At 45.4% G+C, this 18,710-nt stretch carries 10 protein-coding genes; 9 read left to right on the top strand and 1 reads right to left on the bottom strand.

Features of this window, described 5'->3' with window-relative positions; genetic code table 11:
• Positions 1 to 20: 20 nt before the first annotated feature.
• The gene (locus MHI32_RS26125) at positions 21 to 905 is read right to left on the bottom strand and encodes a carbohydrate ABC transporter permease (protein WP_076130456.1); all 885 of its coding nucleotides are present in this window, start codon (positions 903 to 905) and stop codon (positions 21 to 23) included.
• A gap of 275 nt (positions 906 to 1,180) precedes the next feature.
• Between MHI32_RS26125 and MHI32_RS26120 the strand changes: the two genes are divergently transcribed.
• The 9 genes from MHI32_RS26120 (at position 1,181) to MHI32_RS26080 (ending at position 18,702) form a co-directional block, all read left to right on the top strand.
• Positions 1,181 to 2,146 (top strand): ABC transporter permease subunit, encoded by a 966-nt coding sequence (locus tag MHI32_RS26120; protein ID WP_305953707.1) that lies wholly within the window; start codon positions 1,181 to 1,183, stop codon positions 2,144 to 2,146.
• A gap of 88 nt (positions 2,147 to 2,234) precedes the next feature.
• Positions 2,235 to 3,791, top strand: a complete 1,557-nt coding sequence (locus MHI32_RS26115) for an extracellular solute-binding protein (RefSeq protein ID WP_076130457.1) — start codon at positions 2,235 to 2,237, stop codon at positions 3,789 to 3,791.
• 94 nt (positions 3,792 to 3,885) lie between these two features.
• Entirely contained in the window at positions 3,886 to 5,043 is a 1,158-nt protein-coding gene (locus MHI32_RS26110; RefSeq protein WP_076130479.1) for a glycoside hydrolase family 88 protein, read from the top strand.
• Between the two features lie 5 nt (positions 5,044 to 5,048).
• On the top strand, positions 5,049 to 6,419 hold the full coding sequence (locus tag MHI32_RS26105) for a glycoside hydrolase family 28 protein (RefSeq protein ID WP_076130458.1): 1,371 nt from the start codon (positions 5,049 to 5,051) through the stop codon (positions 6,417 to 6,419).
• Between the two features lie 75 nt (positions 6,420 to 6,494).
• A complete protein-coding gene (locus MHI32_RS26100; RefSeq protein WP_076130459.1) occupies positions 6,495 to 8,081 on the top strand; it encodes a glycoside hydrolase family 43 protein in 1,587 nt (528 codons plus the stop codon).
• A gap of 80 nt (positions 8,082 to 8,161) precedes the next feature.
• Positions 8,162 to 15,538, top strand: a complete 7,377-nt coding sequence (locus MHI32_RS26095) for a pectinesterase family protein (RefSeq protein ID WP_340011319.1) — start codon at positions 8,162 to 8,164, stop codon at positions 15,536 to 15,538.
• A 208-nt stretch (positions 15,539 to 15,746) separates the two neighbouring features.
• Positions 15,747 to 16,673 (top strand): DMT family transporter, encoded by a 927-nt coding sequence (locus tag MHI32_RS26090; RefSeq protein WP_076130480.1) that lies wholly within the window; start codon positions 15,747 to 15,749, stop codon positions 16,671 to 16,673.
• Between the two features lie 162 nt (positions 16,674 to 16,835).
• A complete protein-coding gene (locus MHI32_RS26085; RefSeq protein ID WP_340011317.1) occupies positions 16,836 to 17,624 on the top strand; it encodes an isocitrate lyase/phosphoenolpyruvate mutase family protein in 789 nt (262 codons plus the stop codon).
• A gap of 7 nt (positions 17,625 to 17,631) precedes the next feature.
• Positions 17,632 to 18,702 (top strand): trifunctional transcriptional activator/DNA repair protein Ada/methylated-DNA--[protein]-cysteine S-methyltransferase, encoded by a 1,071-nt coding sequence (locus tag MHI32_RS26080; protein ID WP_340011314.1) that lies wholly within the window; start codon positions 17,632 to 17,634, stop codon positions 18,700 to 18,702.
• The last annotated feature ends 8 nt before the right edge of the window (positions 18,703 to 18,710 follow it).

The following is an 18,710-nucleotide window of genomic DNA, read 5'->3' as shown; positions in this document are numbered from 1 at the left end:
GTTTGTGCAGCTGCAATGTTTTAGCCTTTTACAGAACCCAGCAGGGCTCCTTTGGTGAAGTGTTTTTGTACGAAAGGATAGGCGAGCAGCATTGGAACGGTTGCGACTACGATAACCGCCATTTTGATGGTTTGAGCAGGTGGGATAATATCAACAGAAGCATTATCTCCCTGCATCCCGCTGGCGACGATAACAATTTGGCGCAGCAGGACTTGAATAGGCCACTTAGTGGAGTCTGTCATATATAAAATTGCACTCATATAAGTGTTCCAGTAAGCTACCCCGTAGAACAAGGAGAGGGTCGCGATAGATGGCATCGCCAGCGGAAGCATGATTTTGAAAAATACACCAAAATCATTAGAGCCGTCAATCTTGGCTGATTCCTCTAGCCCTTCCGGCAGCGCCTGGAAGAAGTTACGCATAATGATCAGGTTAAAAGCATTGATCGCAACAGGCATGATCATGGACCAGTAGGAATCGATTAATCCGAAATATTTAACTACCAGGAAAGTAGGGATCATTCCCCCGCTGAAGAGCATGGAGAACACGATTACGAAATTGATGAAATCTCTTCCGTATAGATATTTTCTAGATAATCCATAAGCCATTAAAGAGGTAAGAACCATACTGACAACTGTACCCACTAAGGTTACACCGATGGATACGCCAAGCCCTTTAAAAATAGTAGGCGTTGACAGTATATAACGGTAAGCATCCAAAGAGAATGTCGTCGGGAACAGGATGAAGCTTTTTTCTACTACCTCCTGTGTTGAAGCAAAGGAACTGGCAAACACATTGACAAAGGGTAAAAGACAGGCTAGGGCAATGAGTGTAAGCAGTGTGGTATTTACAATAGTAAACAGCCGGCTACCCATATTTTCTTTTTTAAAAGATGATTGCGACATGCAGATATCCTCCTTGTAATCGTTTCATTGAAACTTTAACAGGGGTCTGTTATTCCGTATATAATCATTAGCTTGGGCTTTGTTTTGGGAGGAAAAAGCGTGATAAGGCATAGATGATCTTTATGTATTGTAGTAATCACTATAAGATGCACGGGCCTGGAAAACCTTATAGCTGTAGGGTTCTCGGAGTATCAGTATCTGATGATTATATACGTAATGGACGAATGATCGTAATCTGGGAATCGTAAAGAAACGCGATCAAGGAGGCCGATCAGGTGAAAGAGGCAAACGTCACCATGCTGAACACGAAAGTTAATCCAGTAAGAAAAAAGCGAACGGGGCCTAGCTGGCTGAGTTTAAAAAGAAACAAGTTATTGTATCTAATGATACTCCCGGGATTTTTGTATTTTGTTATTTTTAAGTACCTGCCTATGGGCGGTCTTATCATTGCATTTCAGGACTATCAGCCGTTTCTGGGTATAGCGGATAGCCCGTGGGTAGGGTTTAAGCATTTCGTCCGATTGTTTACAGAACCTACCTTCTTTATGCTATTGAGTAATACACTTATCCTGTTTGCATTAAACATTTTTATTTTCTTCCCGCTACCTATTATAGTGGCGCTGATGCTTAACGAAGTTCAGCACAAGTTATTTAAGAGCACCATTCAAACGATTATTTATATCCCCCATTTCATGTCATGGGTTATCATCGTCTCCATTTCCTATGTATTTATGAATGTGGATGGAGGGGTGCTGAATGAGATGTTGGCGGCCCTTGGGATGCAGAAGATCAGCTTTTTGACTTCTCCTGAGTGGTTGCGTACCGTGTATATCGGACAGATCATTTGGAAAGAAATTGGTTGGTCAACCATTATTTATTTGGCAGCCATTACCGTAGTGGATACGCAGTTATATGAAGCAGCTGAGATGGATGGAGCGGCAAGATTACGCAAAACATGGCATATCACCTTGCCGGCGATTCGCCCAATCATTATTACCTTGCTTATTCTGAAGATTGGCCACACGCTGGATCTGGGCTTTGAGCATATGTACTTGCTGATCAATTCCTTGAACCGCGAAGTTGGAGAAATTTTCGATACCTATATCTATACAGCTGGTTTAAAGAACGGACAATTGAGTTTCAGTACCACAGTAGGTCTGTTCAAGGGTGTGGTTGGCTTGATTCTCGTTATGCTGTCGAACAAGTTAGCCAAAAAAATCGGCGAAGATGGTGTTTACTAGGCTTCATAGTATGCTGAATTCTTACCTCTGCCTTAAAGGCAGAGGTGGAAGATACAACACAAATACATTAGTAAAAGGGGTAATGTTGATGAATCGCAATTACAAAAAAATTGCAGCCTTAATGTTGTGTAGCGGGTTAGTACTCACTGCATGCGGAGGAGGCAATAACGCGAAGGAGTCAAATTCTTCAAATGAGGGAACGAATTCAACGGCTAAAACTACTGCCGCACCTGCAGATGTGCTAGATGCTAAAGCAAAGATTAGCTGGCTGAACATTTTACAAACGTCTACAACACCAACGGGTCCTATTCTGGATAAAATTGAAGAATTGACGAATACAGAGATTGAATTCTCATGGATTCCGGATCCTTCCAAAGAAGAACGTATTAATACTTCATTAGCATCGAATTCCCTAGCAGACATCGTTACCCTGACTATTCTTGATAACTCTTCTGTACGTAATGCACTGAAGGCCGGTATGTTCTGGGAAGTAAGTCCTTATCTTGATGAGTTCCCGAATTTGGCTAAAATTTCACAGGATACACGTACATCGGCATCGATTGCAGGTAAGCTGTACGGGGTTCCTTTCCAGAAGTCCTTGGCTAGAAACGGCGTTGTTCTCCGTAAAGATTGGCTGGATAAGCTTGGACTGCAGGTTCCAAAAACAACAGATGAGTTGATGGAAGTTGCGAAAGCGTTTACCGAAAAAGACCCTGATGGTAATGGCAAAAAGGATACCACAGGCTTCATGGACCGCAGCGATCTTGTATATGGAGCATTTAAGACATTGGGCTCATACTTTGGAACACCGAACTATTGGAGTGTAGATGATGCGGGTAAAATGACACCAGAGTTCGATACAGAGGCTTATGTCAAGACCATGGATTATATGAAGACTCTTTATGATGGTGGTTATATCAATCAGGATTTTGCTGTGACGGCTAAAACAGATCAGCAGCAGAATTTTGCGCAAGGAAAGGCTGGAATTTATGTGGGTGCCTTGTTTGACAGCAAGAACCTGCTGAATCTGTCTAAAGGCATACAGGATGGTATGGATTTGGTTATGGTTAACGATATCACTTCCACCGGTAATGAAGCGGATCGCGCCATTTGGGCTGGTAATAACGGAATTGGGGGACTGTTGTCTTTCCCGAAATCCGAAGTCAAGGATGAAAATGAATTAAGACGGATCTTGAAATTTGTTAATGATCTTATGAATGAAGATGTCTATGGCTTGATGACTTATGGTATTAAGGATGTCCACTATACAATCGATGGAGAACAAGCGGTTACGATTAAGGATACAGATCTCTGGAAGCAAGAAGTTCAGCCATTTTCGGCATCTCGTCCATTAGAGAATGGATTCATTATCCATGATGCTGATCCACTCAAAGTTGAAGCTGATAAGCTGATCGTTGAGAATGCTAAATATGCTGTACTGAATCCTGCTTACTCTCTGGAATCTGAGACCTATTCTACTCAAGGATCTGAGTTGCAGAAGATTATGACAGATGCCACTTATAAATATATCCTAGGTAAAATTGATTTGGACGGATTTAAAGCTGAGGTTGAAAAGTGGAAGAAATCCGGCGGCAGCAAAATCATTACTGAATATGAAGCTGCTTATAAAGCTGTAAATCCTTAAGAAGTACTACAGACTATATTCTAAGAAAATAGTAGAGGGGTCCTAAATGGGGTGGCTGCGTTTAGGACCATATCTATTCAAACAGGAGGAAAAAATGAAAGACAACAATGCACTTAGGAGTATGGGCTGGGGTGTTCGAATGGCAGATTCGATTATGGAGCGAACGCCAAGATTATATGAGGATAACGGATATCATGGAAAATGGTCTTATGATTATGGAGTCATCTTGAAGGGTTTTGAGCTGCTGTGGAGACAGACCGGGCAGGTTAAATATTATCAATTCATCAAAGATAATATGGATTATTTTATTGAGGAAGACGGCTCTGTGAAGGGATATCGCCTGAGCGAACATAATATTGATCACTTAAATAACGGAAAGATCCTATTTGTGCTCCATAAAGAAACTGGGTTAGCGAAATATAAAATGGCTGCAGATTTATTAAGAAAGCAGATAACAACGCATCCTCGAACCTCAGAAGGTGCGTTTTGGCATAAGAATGTATATCCTTATCAGATTTGGCTGGATGGCTTGTATATGGGCTCTCCTTTCTATCTGGAGTATTTACTTGAGTATGAAGGCGGCAAGGGTTTGGACGATGTGACCCGGCAATTTATTCTGTGCGAGCGTCATACCAAGGATGCTGAGACGGGTCTCCTGTTTCACGCATGGGATGAAAAGCGGGTACAGCCGTGGTGCGATCCTGAAACGGGGTTGTCTCCGAACTTTTGGGGGCGTTCGCTGGGGTGGTATGTGATGGCGCTAGTGGATGTACTCGGCATGCTCCCTAAGGAACACGCGGATTATGAGATTTTGGCACGTATACTGACAGATACGCTGACAGCGCTTCGTCAGGTTCAGGATGCGGATGCTGGAGTATGGTATCAGGTTGTAAACATGGGCGGCCGTAAAGGCAATTATTTGGAGGCTTCCGCCTCTAGCATGATCACCTATGCAATGGCTAAGGGCATTCGGATTGGTGTACTCGATGATAGTTGGTTCGAGACACTTGACCGTGCTTATCAAGGCCTTATTGCTGAATTTGTGCTGGAAACCAAAAATGGCTGGGTTAACCTGAATAAAAACTGCCAGGTCGCTGGACTCGGTGGTGAAGACCGGAGAGATGGTACTTACGCCTATTATATCAGTGAACCGATCGTAACCAATGATCAGAAGGGGCTTGGCGCATTCCTCCTGGCTTGTGGAGAATATGAATATTTGCAGCGTCCCGCCGTGACGAAAGGAAGCGAGTGAAGCACATGTCTATCTACAATATAAACGACTACGGAGCACATCCTAATAGTGCAGAGCCTTCAACGGAAGCGATAGCCAGTGCCATTCATGCGGCAAGCGAGGCAGGGGGAGGAACAGTTTATGTTCCTTCCGGGCACTATCAGACGGGTGCTATCTTCATGAAAAGCAATATTGAGCTGAAGCTCAGTCCTGGAGCTGTGCTTAGCTTCAGCTCTGATCCTAACGATTATCCGGTGGTGGATTCCCGTTGGGAGGGTGTGAAGCAGAACGTCCATGCTTCATGTATTTTTGGAATAAATCTAGAGAATGTATCGGTTACAGGTGCAGGCAAGCTGGATGGAAGGGGCGCACCTTGGTGGGATAAACATCGGAATTCTCCTGATTCACTGCTGTATCCCCGCCCGAAGCTTATCAGCTTCGACAACTGCCGTAGAGTCACGCTCAGAGATCTGACACTCGTGAACTCCCCAAGCTGGACTGTGAATCCTATCTGTTGCCATGATGTTACGATTGATAATCTGTCGATCTATAATCCGGCGGATTCGCCTAATACAGACGGTATTGACCCAGAATCCTGTGTGAATGTCCGCATCAGCAACTGCAATATCGATGTGGGTGATGACTGCATCGCCATTAAAGCAGGGACGGAGGATACGAAGGAGCGGGTTGCCTGCGAGAATATCACGATAACTAACTGCACGATGATTCATGGTCATGGCGGTGTGGTGCTGGGAAGCGAAATGAGCGGAGATATCCGTAATATCGTGATCAGCAATTGCGTGTTCAAGCAGACGGACCGCGGCATTCGGCTGAAGTCCAGACGCGGGCGCGGAGGTGTTGTCGAAGATATTCGTGTCAGCAATATCGTGATGGAGGACGTGATCTGTCCGTTTATTCTTAATCTTTATTATTTCTGCGGACCACGTGGTAAGGACAAATATGTATGGGATAAGAATCCTTATCCGGTGACGGAGGAGACCCCCTGCTTCCGACGGATTCATTTTGCTAATATTACTGCTCGGAATGTTCACGCGGCTGCAGGTTTTCTTTACGGCCTTGCGGAGCAATACATTTCAGAAATTACCTTTTCCGATATTGATATTTCCATGGCAGAGAATGCAATCCCTGGTCGTCCAGCCATGATGTCAGGAATCCAGGATATGAACAACCGTGGGTTCTATCTGGGCAACGTAAGAGATATTCGCTTCCGCCAAGTGACGATCGAGAATCATGAGGGACCGGCTTTTTATATTGAAAATGGAGAAACGGTAGATATCACCGGCTGCCAATCGAGAAACACCCGTAAAGTTGAAGAGTTAGTGCAGCAGGTGACCGTTATCCCGTCACAGGAAGATCTAAGTGAGCAGACAGACTGATAATTGAACAGGATAGACTGCAGATTTGCTTAGGGTGAAGGGTGCAGATGTATGGAAATAGGAAGGAGTATGAAGATGATTACAGATAACATTCAGACTGGAGTTATTCACAATCCCATATTAAAAGGCTTCAATCCTGACCCTTGTATTGTAAGAGCGGGGGAGATGTACTATATTGCTGTTTCTTCTTTTGAATGGCTGCCCGGTGTGAGGGTGTATCAATCAGCGGACTTAGCAGACTGGGAGCATTGCACAGATATTCTGACTCATCAGGTGGATCTGCGGGGAAATCCGAAAAATTGCAGTATCTGGGCTCCACAGCTTAGTTATTATGACGGTTTGTTTTATCTGATTTATACCGATGTTAAGAGCACTAAACGGCCTTTTAAAGACTGTCATAACTATCTGATCACTGCGGAGGGTATTGAGGGACCTTGGTCTGAACCGGTATACCTAAACAGCAGCGGGTTCGATCCATCTCTGTATCATGATGAGGATGGGCGCAAATGGCTGCTGAATGAGCTGTGGGATTACCGGATTACGGAGGGCAACAAGTCCTGCGGGATTGTAATTCAGGAGTACGATCCAGACCAGTGCCAATTAATAGGTGAACCTGTGAAAATCTTTGATTGCACGCCGCTGAAGAAGACGGAAGCGCCGCATATTTACAAGCGGGGAGGTTATTACTACTTAATTACGGCAGAAGGCGGCACTGGATCGGGGCATGCCGTAACCGTAGCGCGCTCCAAGGCGCTGCTTGGTCCGTATGAGGTGGATCCGCTCAATCCGATGTTGACCTCTCGGGATAATCCCGAGCTGCCGCTTCAATGTGCCGGCCATGGAAGTCTGGTAGAGACACCAGAAGGTGAATGGTATATGGCCCATTTGTGTACGCGACCCCTGGAAGGCGAATACGCCATACTGGGGAGAGAGACTGCCGTTCAGCAGGTGCACTGGAATGAGGAGGGCTGGTTAAGACTAACCTCAGGCGGAAATACACCACAGCTCAAGGTACCAGCACCTAAAGGAACACAGTTCCTGAACCAAGTGCGGACGCTTGAATTTGAGGATGATTTTAATGGCCCAGAATTGAAAAAGAACTGGAATACATTGCGGATTCCTAGGAATGAAAGCTGGTGTTCCCTTGCTGAAAGACCGGGCTGGTTAAGAATCAGGGCCGGGGAGTCCGTGCAGAGTCTGTTTGAGCATCATATTCTGGCTATTCGCCAGACGGATATAAGCTTCCGCGCTGAAACAGCGCTTGAATATGAACCGAATACTTATCTGCAGATGGCAGGACTACTGTTATACCTGAATGAGGATAACTATCTTTATGCGTATATCAGCCATGAAGAAGGACGTGGCAAGGTGCTGCGGTTAATGCGCTGTCAGCGCGATGAATTCACTGCGGAGCCTGTAATGATTGAACTAAATGCAGGGGAGACAGTGCGGATCGCGGTTGAGGTGCAGGAAGTGACTGGGCAATTTGTTTATCTTAAGGGTGACAATACGGAGTGGAAGCCACTTGGCGATCCGCAGAATATCAGCTTTTTGTCGGGAGGCTTCACTGGGAACTTTGTTGGCATTGCGGCGCATGATATGCAGCAGTTCGGTGGCAGCAGTGCTGATTTCGCATATTTCCGTTATCAGGGCAAGGAATAATACACACGGCTTTACTAAGGAAGGGGTTGCTCTGAGGACAGGGCCCCCTTCTTATTCCAATAGATATTAGGAGGTCTTGTATGAAGAGAAAATGGTTATCCGGGGCGCTGGTTGCGAGTCTTCTTGCAACATGTATGCCATTTGGTGGTGTCGAGGCCGCTTCTTTGGAAGCGCTTCCTGCCTTTCCGGGCGCGGAAGGCGGCGGCAAATATGTAACCGGCGGAAGAGCTCAACCTGTGTATGAAGTAACGACGTTGGCTGATTATGGTATCAAGGAAACTCCGATCCCCGGCTCCTTCCGCGATGCGGTAAGCCAAAGTAATCGGACCATTGTTTTTCGAGTGGGGGGAACCATCCATCTGAAGGAATCCCTCAAGATTACCGGCTCAAATCTGACGATTGCCGGGCAAACGGCTCCAGGTGACGGAATTACAATTGCCGATTACACAACCTCTGTTGAAGCTGACAATATTATTATGCGTTATATGCGTTTCCGGTTAGGCGACCGGGTAGCTAGTGAAGATGATGCTTTTGGATCAAGGTACCATAAGGATCTCATTATCGATCATAGCTCATTCAGCTGGTCGGTGGATGAAGTGGTCAGTCTGTATGATAACGAGAATACTACTGTGCAATGGTCGATATCCGCTGAAAGTATGCTGATGACGACACACCAGAAGGGACGTCACGGCTACGGAGGAATCTGGGGTGGCAAAAATGCCAGTTTCCTTCACAATCTGATTGCTCATAGCACCAGCCGCAACCCCCGTTTGCCGACGGTGACCAAATTGGTGGACCTGACGGAAATGTCTAATAACGTTATCTATAACTGGGGATTCGCTTCGACCTATGGTGGGGGAGCAGAAGATTATCGATATAATATCACTAACAATTATTATAAAAATGGTCCAAACACCTACACCAGTGTAAAAAATCAATTGTTTGGGGAAGTGTCACCAGAAACCCGGTTGTTTATAGATGGGAACATCATGGATGGTAATCCGAAGGTTACTGAAGACAACTGGAAGGGTGTGCAAAAGTATTCGGATATCTCTAAGCTTACGGAGCCGGCAAAGATGCCTAACCCCTATGCGGCAGTGTCGGCGGAAGAAGCCTACGCAAATGTAATGGCGGATGCTGGTGCCACTTTGCCAAGGCGTGATGCTTACGATGCGCGGGTCATTAATGATGTGAAGAATCGCACTGGACAGCATATTAATTCACCTATTGAAATAGGCGGTTACCCAGACTATACAGAGACAGCTTCCAATGTAATCGACATGGATCATGACGGTATGGATGACAGCTGGGAGATTGCTAATGGACTAGACCCTACCGATTCTGAGGATGGTAAGAAGACGACGTTATCTGCGGAGGGCTATACGAATCTAGAAGTGTATCTGAATGATCTGATTGTTTTGGGAAAAGCAGGGAATGAGCATACAGACAATCCTGTAACCGCTATCAATTATCCTGTGAATAACCAAATCATAGAGTCAGGCAACAATGTGAAGGTTACAGCCTCTGCCAGTGATAGTGATGGTATTGCTAAGGTGGAATTTATCGTTAATGGTGTGAAGCAAGCCGAAGCTACCACAGCACCTTATAGTTTCGATTGGAACAATGTGCAGGATGGTACCTATTACCTCGTTGTTCAGGCTATAGACAATAAGGGTCTCAAGACACAATCTGATAACGTGGCTATTCATGTCAACACGTCTGGATCCGTTCTTCCTTGGACTTCGGTGGATATTGGCCATCCAGGGATAGCGGGAGTGACTACGCTTCATCCGGATAGCGGGAAGATTACGCTCAAATCGGCTGGACTTATCGGAGCAACATCAGAGAGCGAAACGGCTGTTGATAATTTTCATTTTGCTTATCAAACCCTGACAGGCAATGGTGAAATTATTGCTAGAATCGACTCCGTAACGGGAACTGACGATTATGCCAAAGCAGGTGTCATGATTCGTGATAATCTCAATGAGAACTCTAAAATGACAATGCTGGCAATCCCTTATGTCAAATATGGCAAGAAGGGAGTTATGATTACCCGCTCCACCACAGGAGCCAAGGTGGTAAAAACAGAACCGGACAGCTTCATCAATACACCTTATTGGGTGAAGCTGGTTCGTCTTGGTAATGAAGTGACAGGTCTGGTATCGCCGGATAAAGTAACATGGAGCAAGGTAGGCACGGTGAAGCTTGACCTGAATGATACGGTTTATTTTGGTCTTGCAGCCGATGCCGCTAAGGTAGATAACGAGGTTAATCGTTATAATGCATCTGTCTTCAGTGAGGTGGAGCTGAAACCGCTTAGTGATCAGTTTCCTACTGCGCCCCGTGGTCTTACAGCGACAGCAGGTGAGGAAAAAGTGAAGCTGAATTGGGAGGATGTTGGTTCTGCCAAGTCGTATAGTGTTAAACGTAGTGAGGTTTCAGGCGGTCCATACAAGACGATCAATACTGAAATTAAAGATAGCCTGTATACTGATTCCGGACTCAGCTCCGGAAAAACTTATTACTACGTGGTCAGTGCTGTGAATGAGCTTGGTGAAAGCTTTGATTCCGATGAGGCCAGCGCTACGGCTGAAGGTGAAGCAGGTAATGTGTATTATGTGGATGAAGACTTTGAACAGGTTGCTGTGGGTGTGACACCAGAGTATTATGATGTGACTCCAAATCCACAGACTGAAATTCAAAAGGTTATTGTATCTCCCACACCGTCTGACAGTAAGGGGAATACGTCAGATCAAGTGTTGAATGTGTTCGATGGTGCGAACGGCAGCGTGCAGTTTATCCGCAAATTCGCGCCAATTACGGGTGCACTCGTTATTGACACTGACTTTATGTTTGCGACAGAATCGGGAACCTCGGTGTTCCTGCAGGCCCAGAGTACAGATGGAAGCAAAACGGCATTCTCCATTGAGAGCAGAAAGCCAACGCTTCCTGAAGCTACAGGTAAATATACGCTAACCATGAGCAGGGGGAGCAGCCAGTATCATCAACTGATGAACTCTTATTCCCTAAAACAATGGTATAACCTGAAGCTAAAGGTGGATGTGAACAACGATAAAGTGGATGTATATATTGATGATCAGCCTGCGGGCTCTTTTCCGTTCACAACTACGAATTTCGCCAGCTATGGCATTGGGCGTATTTTGTCCAAGACTCCAGGCGGCGGCTCAGGAAATTATTACTTAGATAATTTAAAGATCTATGTTGAGCCGATTGAAACACCGCTTGGACTGACTGGACTTCCAGGAAACCAAGCAGCCCAGCTATCCTGGCCTGCTCTTGAAGGGGCAACTTCCTACAATATTAAGAGAAGTCTTAAGAGCGGGGGGCCTTATGAGACTATTGCCAACGCTATTACAGAGACATCATATATTGATACTGAAGTTACCAACGAAACTACCTATTATTATGTTATCTCGGCGATGGCGCCGACTGGTGAATCGGGAAATTCCAATGAAATTAGTATTACCCCATCCGCTTTGGCGGTGAAATTGCCTGCGCCAGAATCGTTCGCGGCTGTAAGCCGGAATACTCAGCTGGATCTCAGCTGGAATGCTGTGGAGAATGCAGCCAGCTACAGCATCAAGAAGTGGAATGAGACTTCAGGCAGCTATGAACTCGTGGCAAAAGAAATCGCCGGCACAACTTACCGCGTCGGAGGTCTGGCCAACGGGCAAACCTACCGTTACGTCGTATCTGCAACAAATGTGGCCGGAGAGGGAAAAGAATCAGCGCCTGTTGAAGCTACTCCGCAATCTCCTTTGGGAACGCCTGTCGTTTCCATTGAAGCTGGTGACAGTGTAGTGAAACTAAGCTGGCCAGCGATTGAGGAGGCGAACCAGTATATTGTCAAACGTGCCTCATCGGCGAAAGGTCCTTATGAAGTGCTCGGGTCTGATTTATCAGACACAAGCTTTACTGATAGTGGGCTCGTAAACGGAACACCGTATTATTACAAAGTCAAAGCAATAAATGGTACCCGTAGTAGTCTAGATTCAGCTGTTGCCTCAGCGGTTCCATACCAGAATTCCGGCCAGCCGCAGGCTCCACAAGGAGTTAGTGCTGAGCCTGGCAACACTGATATCCATCTGACTTGGAATGTAGCTGATGGAGCTAGCAGCTATCAAATTCTACGCTCGGAGAGCGGTGGCAGTTATGCGGTCGTGGCCGACGGCATCGAAGCAACCGATTATACCGATAAAGGCTTGAGCAACGGGACTGCCTATCAATATGCGGTAATCGCCATCGGTGATAAGGGTGCCAGTCTTCCATCCGAGGTGGTCAAGGGAATTCCAGCTCCTGTCATTATTGTTGCTCAGAATGGGACAGGAGATTATAAAACGATTAATGACGCTATTCAAGCAGCACCTGATAATAGTGCCCTAACCACGATTATTAAAGTGAAGAACGGCACGTATAAGGAGAAGGTGCTTGTACCTTCTAGTAAGATGAATATTAGTATCATCGGTGAGAGCCGGGAAGGTACCGTACTTATTAACGGTGACTCCGCGAAAACCATTGGCTCAGATGGTAAAGAAATGGGCACCAGCGGCAGTTATACACTAAAGGCTGCTGCAACTGATTTCACACTGGAGAACATGACGGTTGAGAACAGTGCTGGGCGGGATGCCGGTCAGGCAGTCGCTTTATATGCTGAAGGAGACCGGGGAGTGTACAGAAATGTTAAGCTTCTAGGATATCAGGATACCCTGTTCGCAGATAAGGGAAGAGCTTATTTCGTCGACAGCCATATTGAAGGTACAGTGGACTTTATCTTCGGTAATTCCGCTGCTGTATTCGAGAATAATGTGATTCAAAGTGCGGGTGCTGGCTATGTTACTGCGCCTTCCACGGCAGCGGGTAAGCCTGGTTATGTGTTCATCAATAATCGACTAACTGCCAGTGAGGACGTTGCTGCTGGAACCGTTGATTTGGGCCGGCCATGGAGAGAATATGGCAGCTCTACCTTCATTAACACGGAGCTGGGAGCTCATATTCGTGCTACTGGCTGGCATGAATGGTATGAAGGTCGTTCCAAAACTGCACGGTTCTCTGAGTTTTTAAGTTACGGAGAGGGTGCTAATGCAGCTTCACGTTACAGCTGGTCCAAACAATTAACAGCAGAAGAGGCGGCTGCCTATACGATTGAAGCTGTGCTTGGTGGAAGTGATGGCTGGAATCCACAGCAATCCAAGATCTTAGTGGGTCAAGAGCAGATACCTGAGGCACATGTCTCTTCAATTACTGTAACGGGTAAAGATGGAATTAGCAGCATTGAGTCGAAGGGCGGTGCCTTGCAGCTGCAAGCCTCTGTGCTTCCAGAGAATGCGACGAATCCTAAAGTTATCTGGACGGTAACTGAAGCAGATGGGGTAACCTCTACGGATAAAGCGGTTATTAATGAGAAGGGCTTGCTGACAGCTAGAAAGAACGGTAGCGTACAAGTAACTGCGCGAGCTATAGATGGAAGTGGAGTATCCGGAAGCCTAGAGATTAACATCAGCGGACAAGATGAGATTGCCCGTAATCTGCCCGCTGCAACGCTGAACGGACCGGTCACAGTGGTGGCAGGACAGGATTTCACTTACCGTGTAGGGATTACAAATGTTACTACCTCCGTCTACAAGGAAGTGTATGCTGTAGACTTTACCATGGCATATGACGTATCTGGTGTGGAATTCGTATCCGCTCAGACCTTGCCAGACGGATTCAGCATCACTCATATTAATGAGGACAGTCCAGGTCTAATAACAGTTAGTGTAGCTGGAACGGAGGCAGGAAATATCCTGACCGATGATGCGGAATTCTTAGAAATGATCTTCAAAGCGAAGAAGACAACCCGTGAAATCGCCGTGCCGCTTGGATTTATTTCTTTCCGAGGATCCAACACAGATGTTGAATTTGACATCCTGCATGAGGCACAGTCGGTTGTTCATGTCATGCCTATATCCGTCATGGAGATAAAAGTCTCCTCCAAAGATAATGTGAGCGAAATCAAGTCAGGGCAAACCCTGCAAATGGCAGCTGTAGTCCTGCCGGACCATGCATCCGATCCAGCAGTGAGCTGGTCAGTGGTGAATGAGGATGGATCAGCTACTGAGCGAGCATCTATTACGGATACCGGCTTGCTCACTGCAATTGCAGCAGGCAAGGTAACCGTGAAAGCGACAGCTAAAGATGGCTCTGGTGTTGTAGGCACGATGTCCATTGAGATTATGGCAGAATCGCAGGTTTCAGAATCGGGCGGTACTTCATCTTCAACGACAGTCAAACCAGTGAAACAACCGGAACCTACTGTGAACGCAAATGGAGTTACTCTTTCCGTGACAGCGGATGTGAATGGTAAAGCTATTGCAGAGGTATCCTCAGCGATTCTGCAACAAGCAATTGGCTCAATGCAGAATGGAGTATTGAGAATCACAGTGAAGCCAGCCTCTGCCAGCTCGGTGGTTGAACTGACCTTGCCAGCTCGTGAGTTGGCTGGAGCGGGAGCAAAAGCAATTCAACTTTTAGAAATAGACATGGGATTGTCTACGTTCCGAATAAATGCTGACCTGCTTCTTGAGATGGCAGGATCTGACGCCGCAAGCGTGAAGCTTGTAGTTGGCAAAGTTGACGCGAAGACACTGTCGCTTCAGACAGATGTCGGGGATATTTATGAGTTTAAGTTCTTTGTTGATGGCAAACAGTTTGACAGCTTTGGGCGTGGACTGAAGGTTGAACGGGATTACAAACCAAAGACAACTTCAGGTGTAGAACAAATAGTAGTCTACCAAATCCGTGAAGACGGGACTGTGGAGGTGGTTAGAAACTCTCAGTTTAATCTGACAACTGGCAAGATCATCTTTAGACCAGACAATTCCAGCAGATTCGCAGTAGCATATGCGGAAAATTCCTTTAAGGATATCGCTGGACTAGGCTGGGCACAAAATAGCATTCAAGCCCTCGCCGCCAGAGACATCCTGAATGGCACCGGAGATCATAATTTCGGGCCACAGCTGAATGTAACTCGGGCACAGTTCCTAAAGATGCTGATGCTTGCATTAGAGCTAGAGGAAGGTAATGCGGCAAGTACATTTAAGGATGTTTCGCTGGATGCTTGGTACTACAGCTCTGTTGCTGCTGCTCAGCAGCTAGGAATTATTCAGGGCAGATCTGATGGAACCTTCGGTGCTAATGAAACGATTAGCCGTGAGGAAATGGCGTTGATGGCTTATCGTGCAGCACAGCTCGCTAAGCTTACGGTCGTGGGAGTGGACCAGCCAGTGAATTTCAATGATGCCGCTGACGTTTCAGCCTACGCTCGTGAGGCTGTACAATTCATGAGCGGAGCAAAGATTATTCAAGGTGTGGGCAAAGATAACTTTGCACCTAAAGCCAATACAACTCGTGCTCAGGCAGCTGTTATTGTCTATCGATTGTTCCAGCTAAATCCTTAAATTTCAAGTTGACACCCTGTGTGATTTATCATATTATGATTGGAGTTGTTATAAGTAAATAAACCAAACTCTATCCAGTGGATGGAGTGGCGGAATTTTGTCAAAGATGTATTCTTTGGTTTCAATCGCCCCTTGTCATTTCGATGACAAGGGGCTTTATTATGTTAATGAGCTTGCTCAAGAGAAAGGGAAGAGGTTTACGATGAATATGAAGTTATTCAAATATGCTTTACTAGTTTTTTTAGGCGCTTGTAGTTATGGCTCACTCTCTACGATCGTCAAGCTTGGAATGAACGATGGCTTTAGAATGAAACAATTGGTAGGATCACAATACTTTTTTGGATGGTGTATGCTGCTCTTGCTGGTCTTATTATTTTCTCGAAAGAAATTAGGGTTAAAAACAGGCGGGAAATTATTAGCCGCTGGGATCACCATCAGTTTAACTGGCATTTTTTATGGCTTCGCCGTTGAACAATTACCTGCTTCGATTGCGATTGTACTGTTATTCCAATTTACTTGGATCGGTGTAATTCTGGAGGCGGTTGTAGATCGAAAACTTCCTAGTCGGGAAAAAGTGATTTCGATGGTTATCCTTCTAATTGGTACAGTATTAGCGGGGGGCATCCTTGAGCCGAGTATAGGTGGAATTACGACCACTGGTGTGATTTTTGGCTTAATGTCAGCTGTGTCGTTTGCCTTCTATATTTTTGTCAGTGGAAGAGTAGCTACGCAGGTACCTGCCGTTAATAAAAGCTTGTATATGACCACTAGTGCAATGGTTATTATTATGACTGTTTTTTCGCCTTCGTTTTTATATGACGGTGCGATTACCGATGGGCTTTGGAAATACGGCCTACCTCTAGGTTTGTTGGGCATCGTAATTCCAGTTCTGTTCTTTTCGATCGGGGTTCCGAAGCTAGGTTCAGGTCTAGGCGCGATTTTAGGGGCAGCGGAGTTACCGGCAGCTGTAGTAGCCTCCGTGTTAGTTCTGCAAGAAGAGGTATCATTACTTCGCTGGATCGGGATTATCGTAGTTCTGATCGGGATCGCAGCTCCACAAATCCTACCGATGGGGACAGGGAAAAAGTCATCCAAACCATCACCAAAACAATCACTCCGTAAGGTAGAACTTTAATCGGCAAACTGGCATCGATGGTATGATCTGATCCTGCGAGGATTAGATTATCTATCGGTGTTTTTTTTGTGGAAAAAAAGATTGGTGTTAATTTTTCTGGTATCGATAATGGATGTCTATTATATAGTGGTTCTATTCTTAACTAAATGGAGATGACCACTTATGAACACTAAAAACTATGACTATTTTAAAACGCTGCATGATCAAAAAAATCCACTGATCCTGTACAACTGCTGGGATGTAGCCTCGGCTAAAGCAATAGAGCAAGCTGGATCAAAGGCGGTAGCAACTAGCAGCTATTCCATGGCGGAAGCGTGGGGATATTCGGACGGTGAACAGCTTACATTTGAGCTTATGCTTTGGATGATTTCAAAGATTGCCGAACGAGTAGCGGTTCCATTGACCGTAGACATCGAAGGTGGATATGCTATAGATGAGGATATTTTAGCGCATAACATGGAGCAGTTATTTCAATTAGACATCTGTGGTATCAATTTTGAAGATCAGATCGTAAATCATCCTAACAATGAACTATGGGAGACTAGCGAACAAAGCCGGAGGATCAAAACCATACAACAAGTAGCCTCCAAACTGCAAAAGCGCGTGTTTATTAACGCTAGAACGGATATCTTTTTCAAGGCTAAGGAACATTCGATGGATCTAGTCAATCAAGCTATAGAACGTACCTATGCTTATGCTGACGCTGGAGCGGATGGGATTTTTATACCGGGGCTCGCTGATCCAAGCTTGATTGAACAATTTGTTAAAAAATCGCCACTGCCTGTGAATATCATGGTTATGGACAGTATGCTTTCAAATCATGAATTGCAAAATATTGGCGTGAAACGGATTAGCTATGGACCGCGTAGTTTCTTTCAGGCACAACATAACCTCCAAGAAAATGCCCGGCAAATGCTTGATGCCTCAGGACTTTATTTAGAAATGAGCTAACCACACAATGATAACTAATGAGCAGGATATCGATAAATATTATAAGATGCTGGTCGAGAAAAACTCGAATTATGAGGGCGTATTTTTTGTAGGAGTGAAAACAACGGGCATCATGTGTAGGCCAACTTGTCCCGCTAAAAAGCCATTAAAAGAAAATTGTGAGTTTTTTGCTACAGCCAAGGAAGCCTTATTAGCTTCATATAGACCTTGTAAAAGGTGTCAGCCGCTATCCAATCCAACAAAAATGTCTCCTGAAGTAAAGCTGCTTGTAGAAGCTATTGAGAGCAATCCGGAACGAAAATGGACAGATAAAGATTTTGATGAGCTGTCTATTAGTGCAAACACGGCACGCCGCCAATTTAAGAAACAATTTGGAATGACCTTTATCGAATATGCACGTTCTAGACGTTTAGGACTGGCATTCAAACATATTAGGAATGGGGATTCAATCATTAACGCACAACTGGAAAGCGGGTACGATTCGAGCAATGGGTTTAGGGATGCTTTTTCACGAACGATGGGGACTGTCCCGAATCATTCCAAGCAGATTAAAGTGCTGTACTGTACTTGGATAGAAACGATATTGGGTTCTATGCTGGCCATCTCCGATGAAGAGAGTCTTTTACTGCTGGAATTTGTGGATCGCAAGGGACTTGAAAATGAAATCAAGAGATTACGCATTCGCTTAAATGCAACTATATTACCTGAAAAGGTAGCCGTCCTTGACCAAATTGAGGAGGAATTGAAGCTGTATTTCACCGGTGAACTTACGGAATTTACAACGCCGGTTCGTTATCTGGGCTCAGACTTTCAGCAAAAGGTGTGGAATGAACTCCGGAAAATACCTCTGGGACAGACAGCTTCTTATAAGGAGCTTGCAGAGAAAATCAACAATCCTTCTGCTTGCCGCGCTGTAGCAAGGGCGAATGGCACCAATCAACTCTCAATCTTGGTTCCATGTCATCGAGTGATAAATAGCAATGGTGAATTGGGGGGCTATGGAGGCGGGCTTGCCAGAAAAGAATGGTTAATCAAACATGAGTCTAACCGCTCCTTAAAGCAGAATAATTTCATTTAACTACTTCT

Origin of the sequence: Paenibacillus sp. FSL H7-0690, assembly GCF_037980415.1 — a bacterium.
In the GTDB taxonomy this organism is placed as follows: domain Bacteria; phylum Bacillota; class Bacilli; order Paenibacillales; family Paenibacillaceae; genus Paenibacillus_AQ; species Paenibacillus_AQ odorifer.
Note: the sequence above shows the minus strand (reverse complement) of the source record. Positions and strands in the feature narration are given on the sequence as shown.

Excerpts from the sequence above, each read along its gene's own strand:
- MHI32_RS26100 (WP_076130459.1), top strand. The coding sequence starts at position 6,495 with ATGATTACAGATAACATTCAGACTGGAGTTATTCACAATCCCATATTA.
- MHI32_RS26090 (WP_076130480.1), top strand. The coding sequence starts at position 15,747 with ATGAAGTTATTCAAATATGCTTTACTAGTTTTTTTAGGCGCTTGTAGT.
- MHI32_RS26115 (WP_076130457.1), top strand. The coding sequence starts at position 2,235 with ATGAATCGCAATTACAAAAAAATTGCAGCCTTAATGTTGTGTAGCGGG.
- MHI32_RS26105 (WP_076130458.1), top strand. The coding sequence starts at position 5,049 with ATGTCTATCTACAATATAAACGACTACGGAGCACATCCTAATAGTGCA.
- MHI32_RS26125 (WP_076130456.1), bottom strand. The coding sequence starts at position 905 with ATGTCGCAATCATCTTTTAAAAAAGAAAATATGGGTAGCCGGCTGTTT.
- MHI32_RS26085 (WP_340011317.1), top strand. The coding sequence starts at position 16,836 with ATGAACACTAAAAACTATGACTATTTTAAAACGCTGCATGATCAAAAA.
- MHI32_RS26080 (WP_340011314.1), top strand. The coding sequence starts at position 17,632 with ATGATAACTAATGAGCAGGATATCGATAAATATTATAAGATGCTGGTC.
- MHI32_RS26110 (WP_076130479.1), top strand. The coding sequence starts at position 3,886 with ATGAAAGACAACAATGCACTTAGGAGTATGGGCTGGGGTGTTCGAATG.
- MHI32_RS26095 (WP_340011319.1), top strand. The coding sequence starts at position 8,162 with ATGAAGAGAAAATGGTTATCCGGGGCGCTGGTTGCGAGTCTTCTTGCA.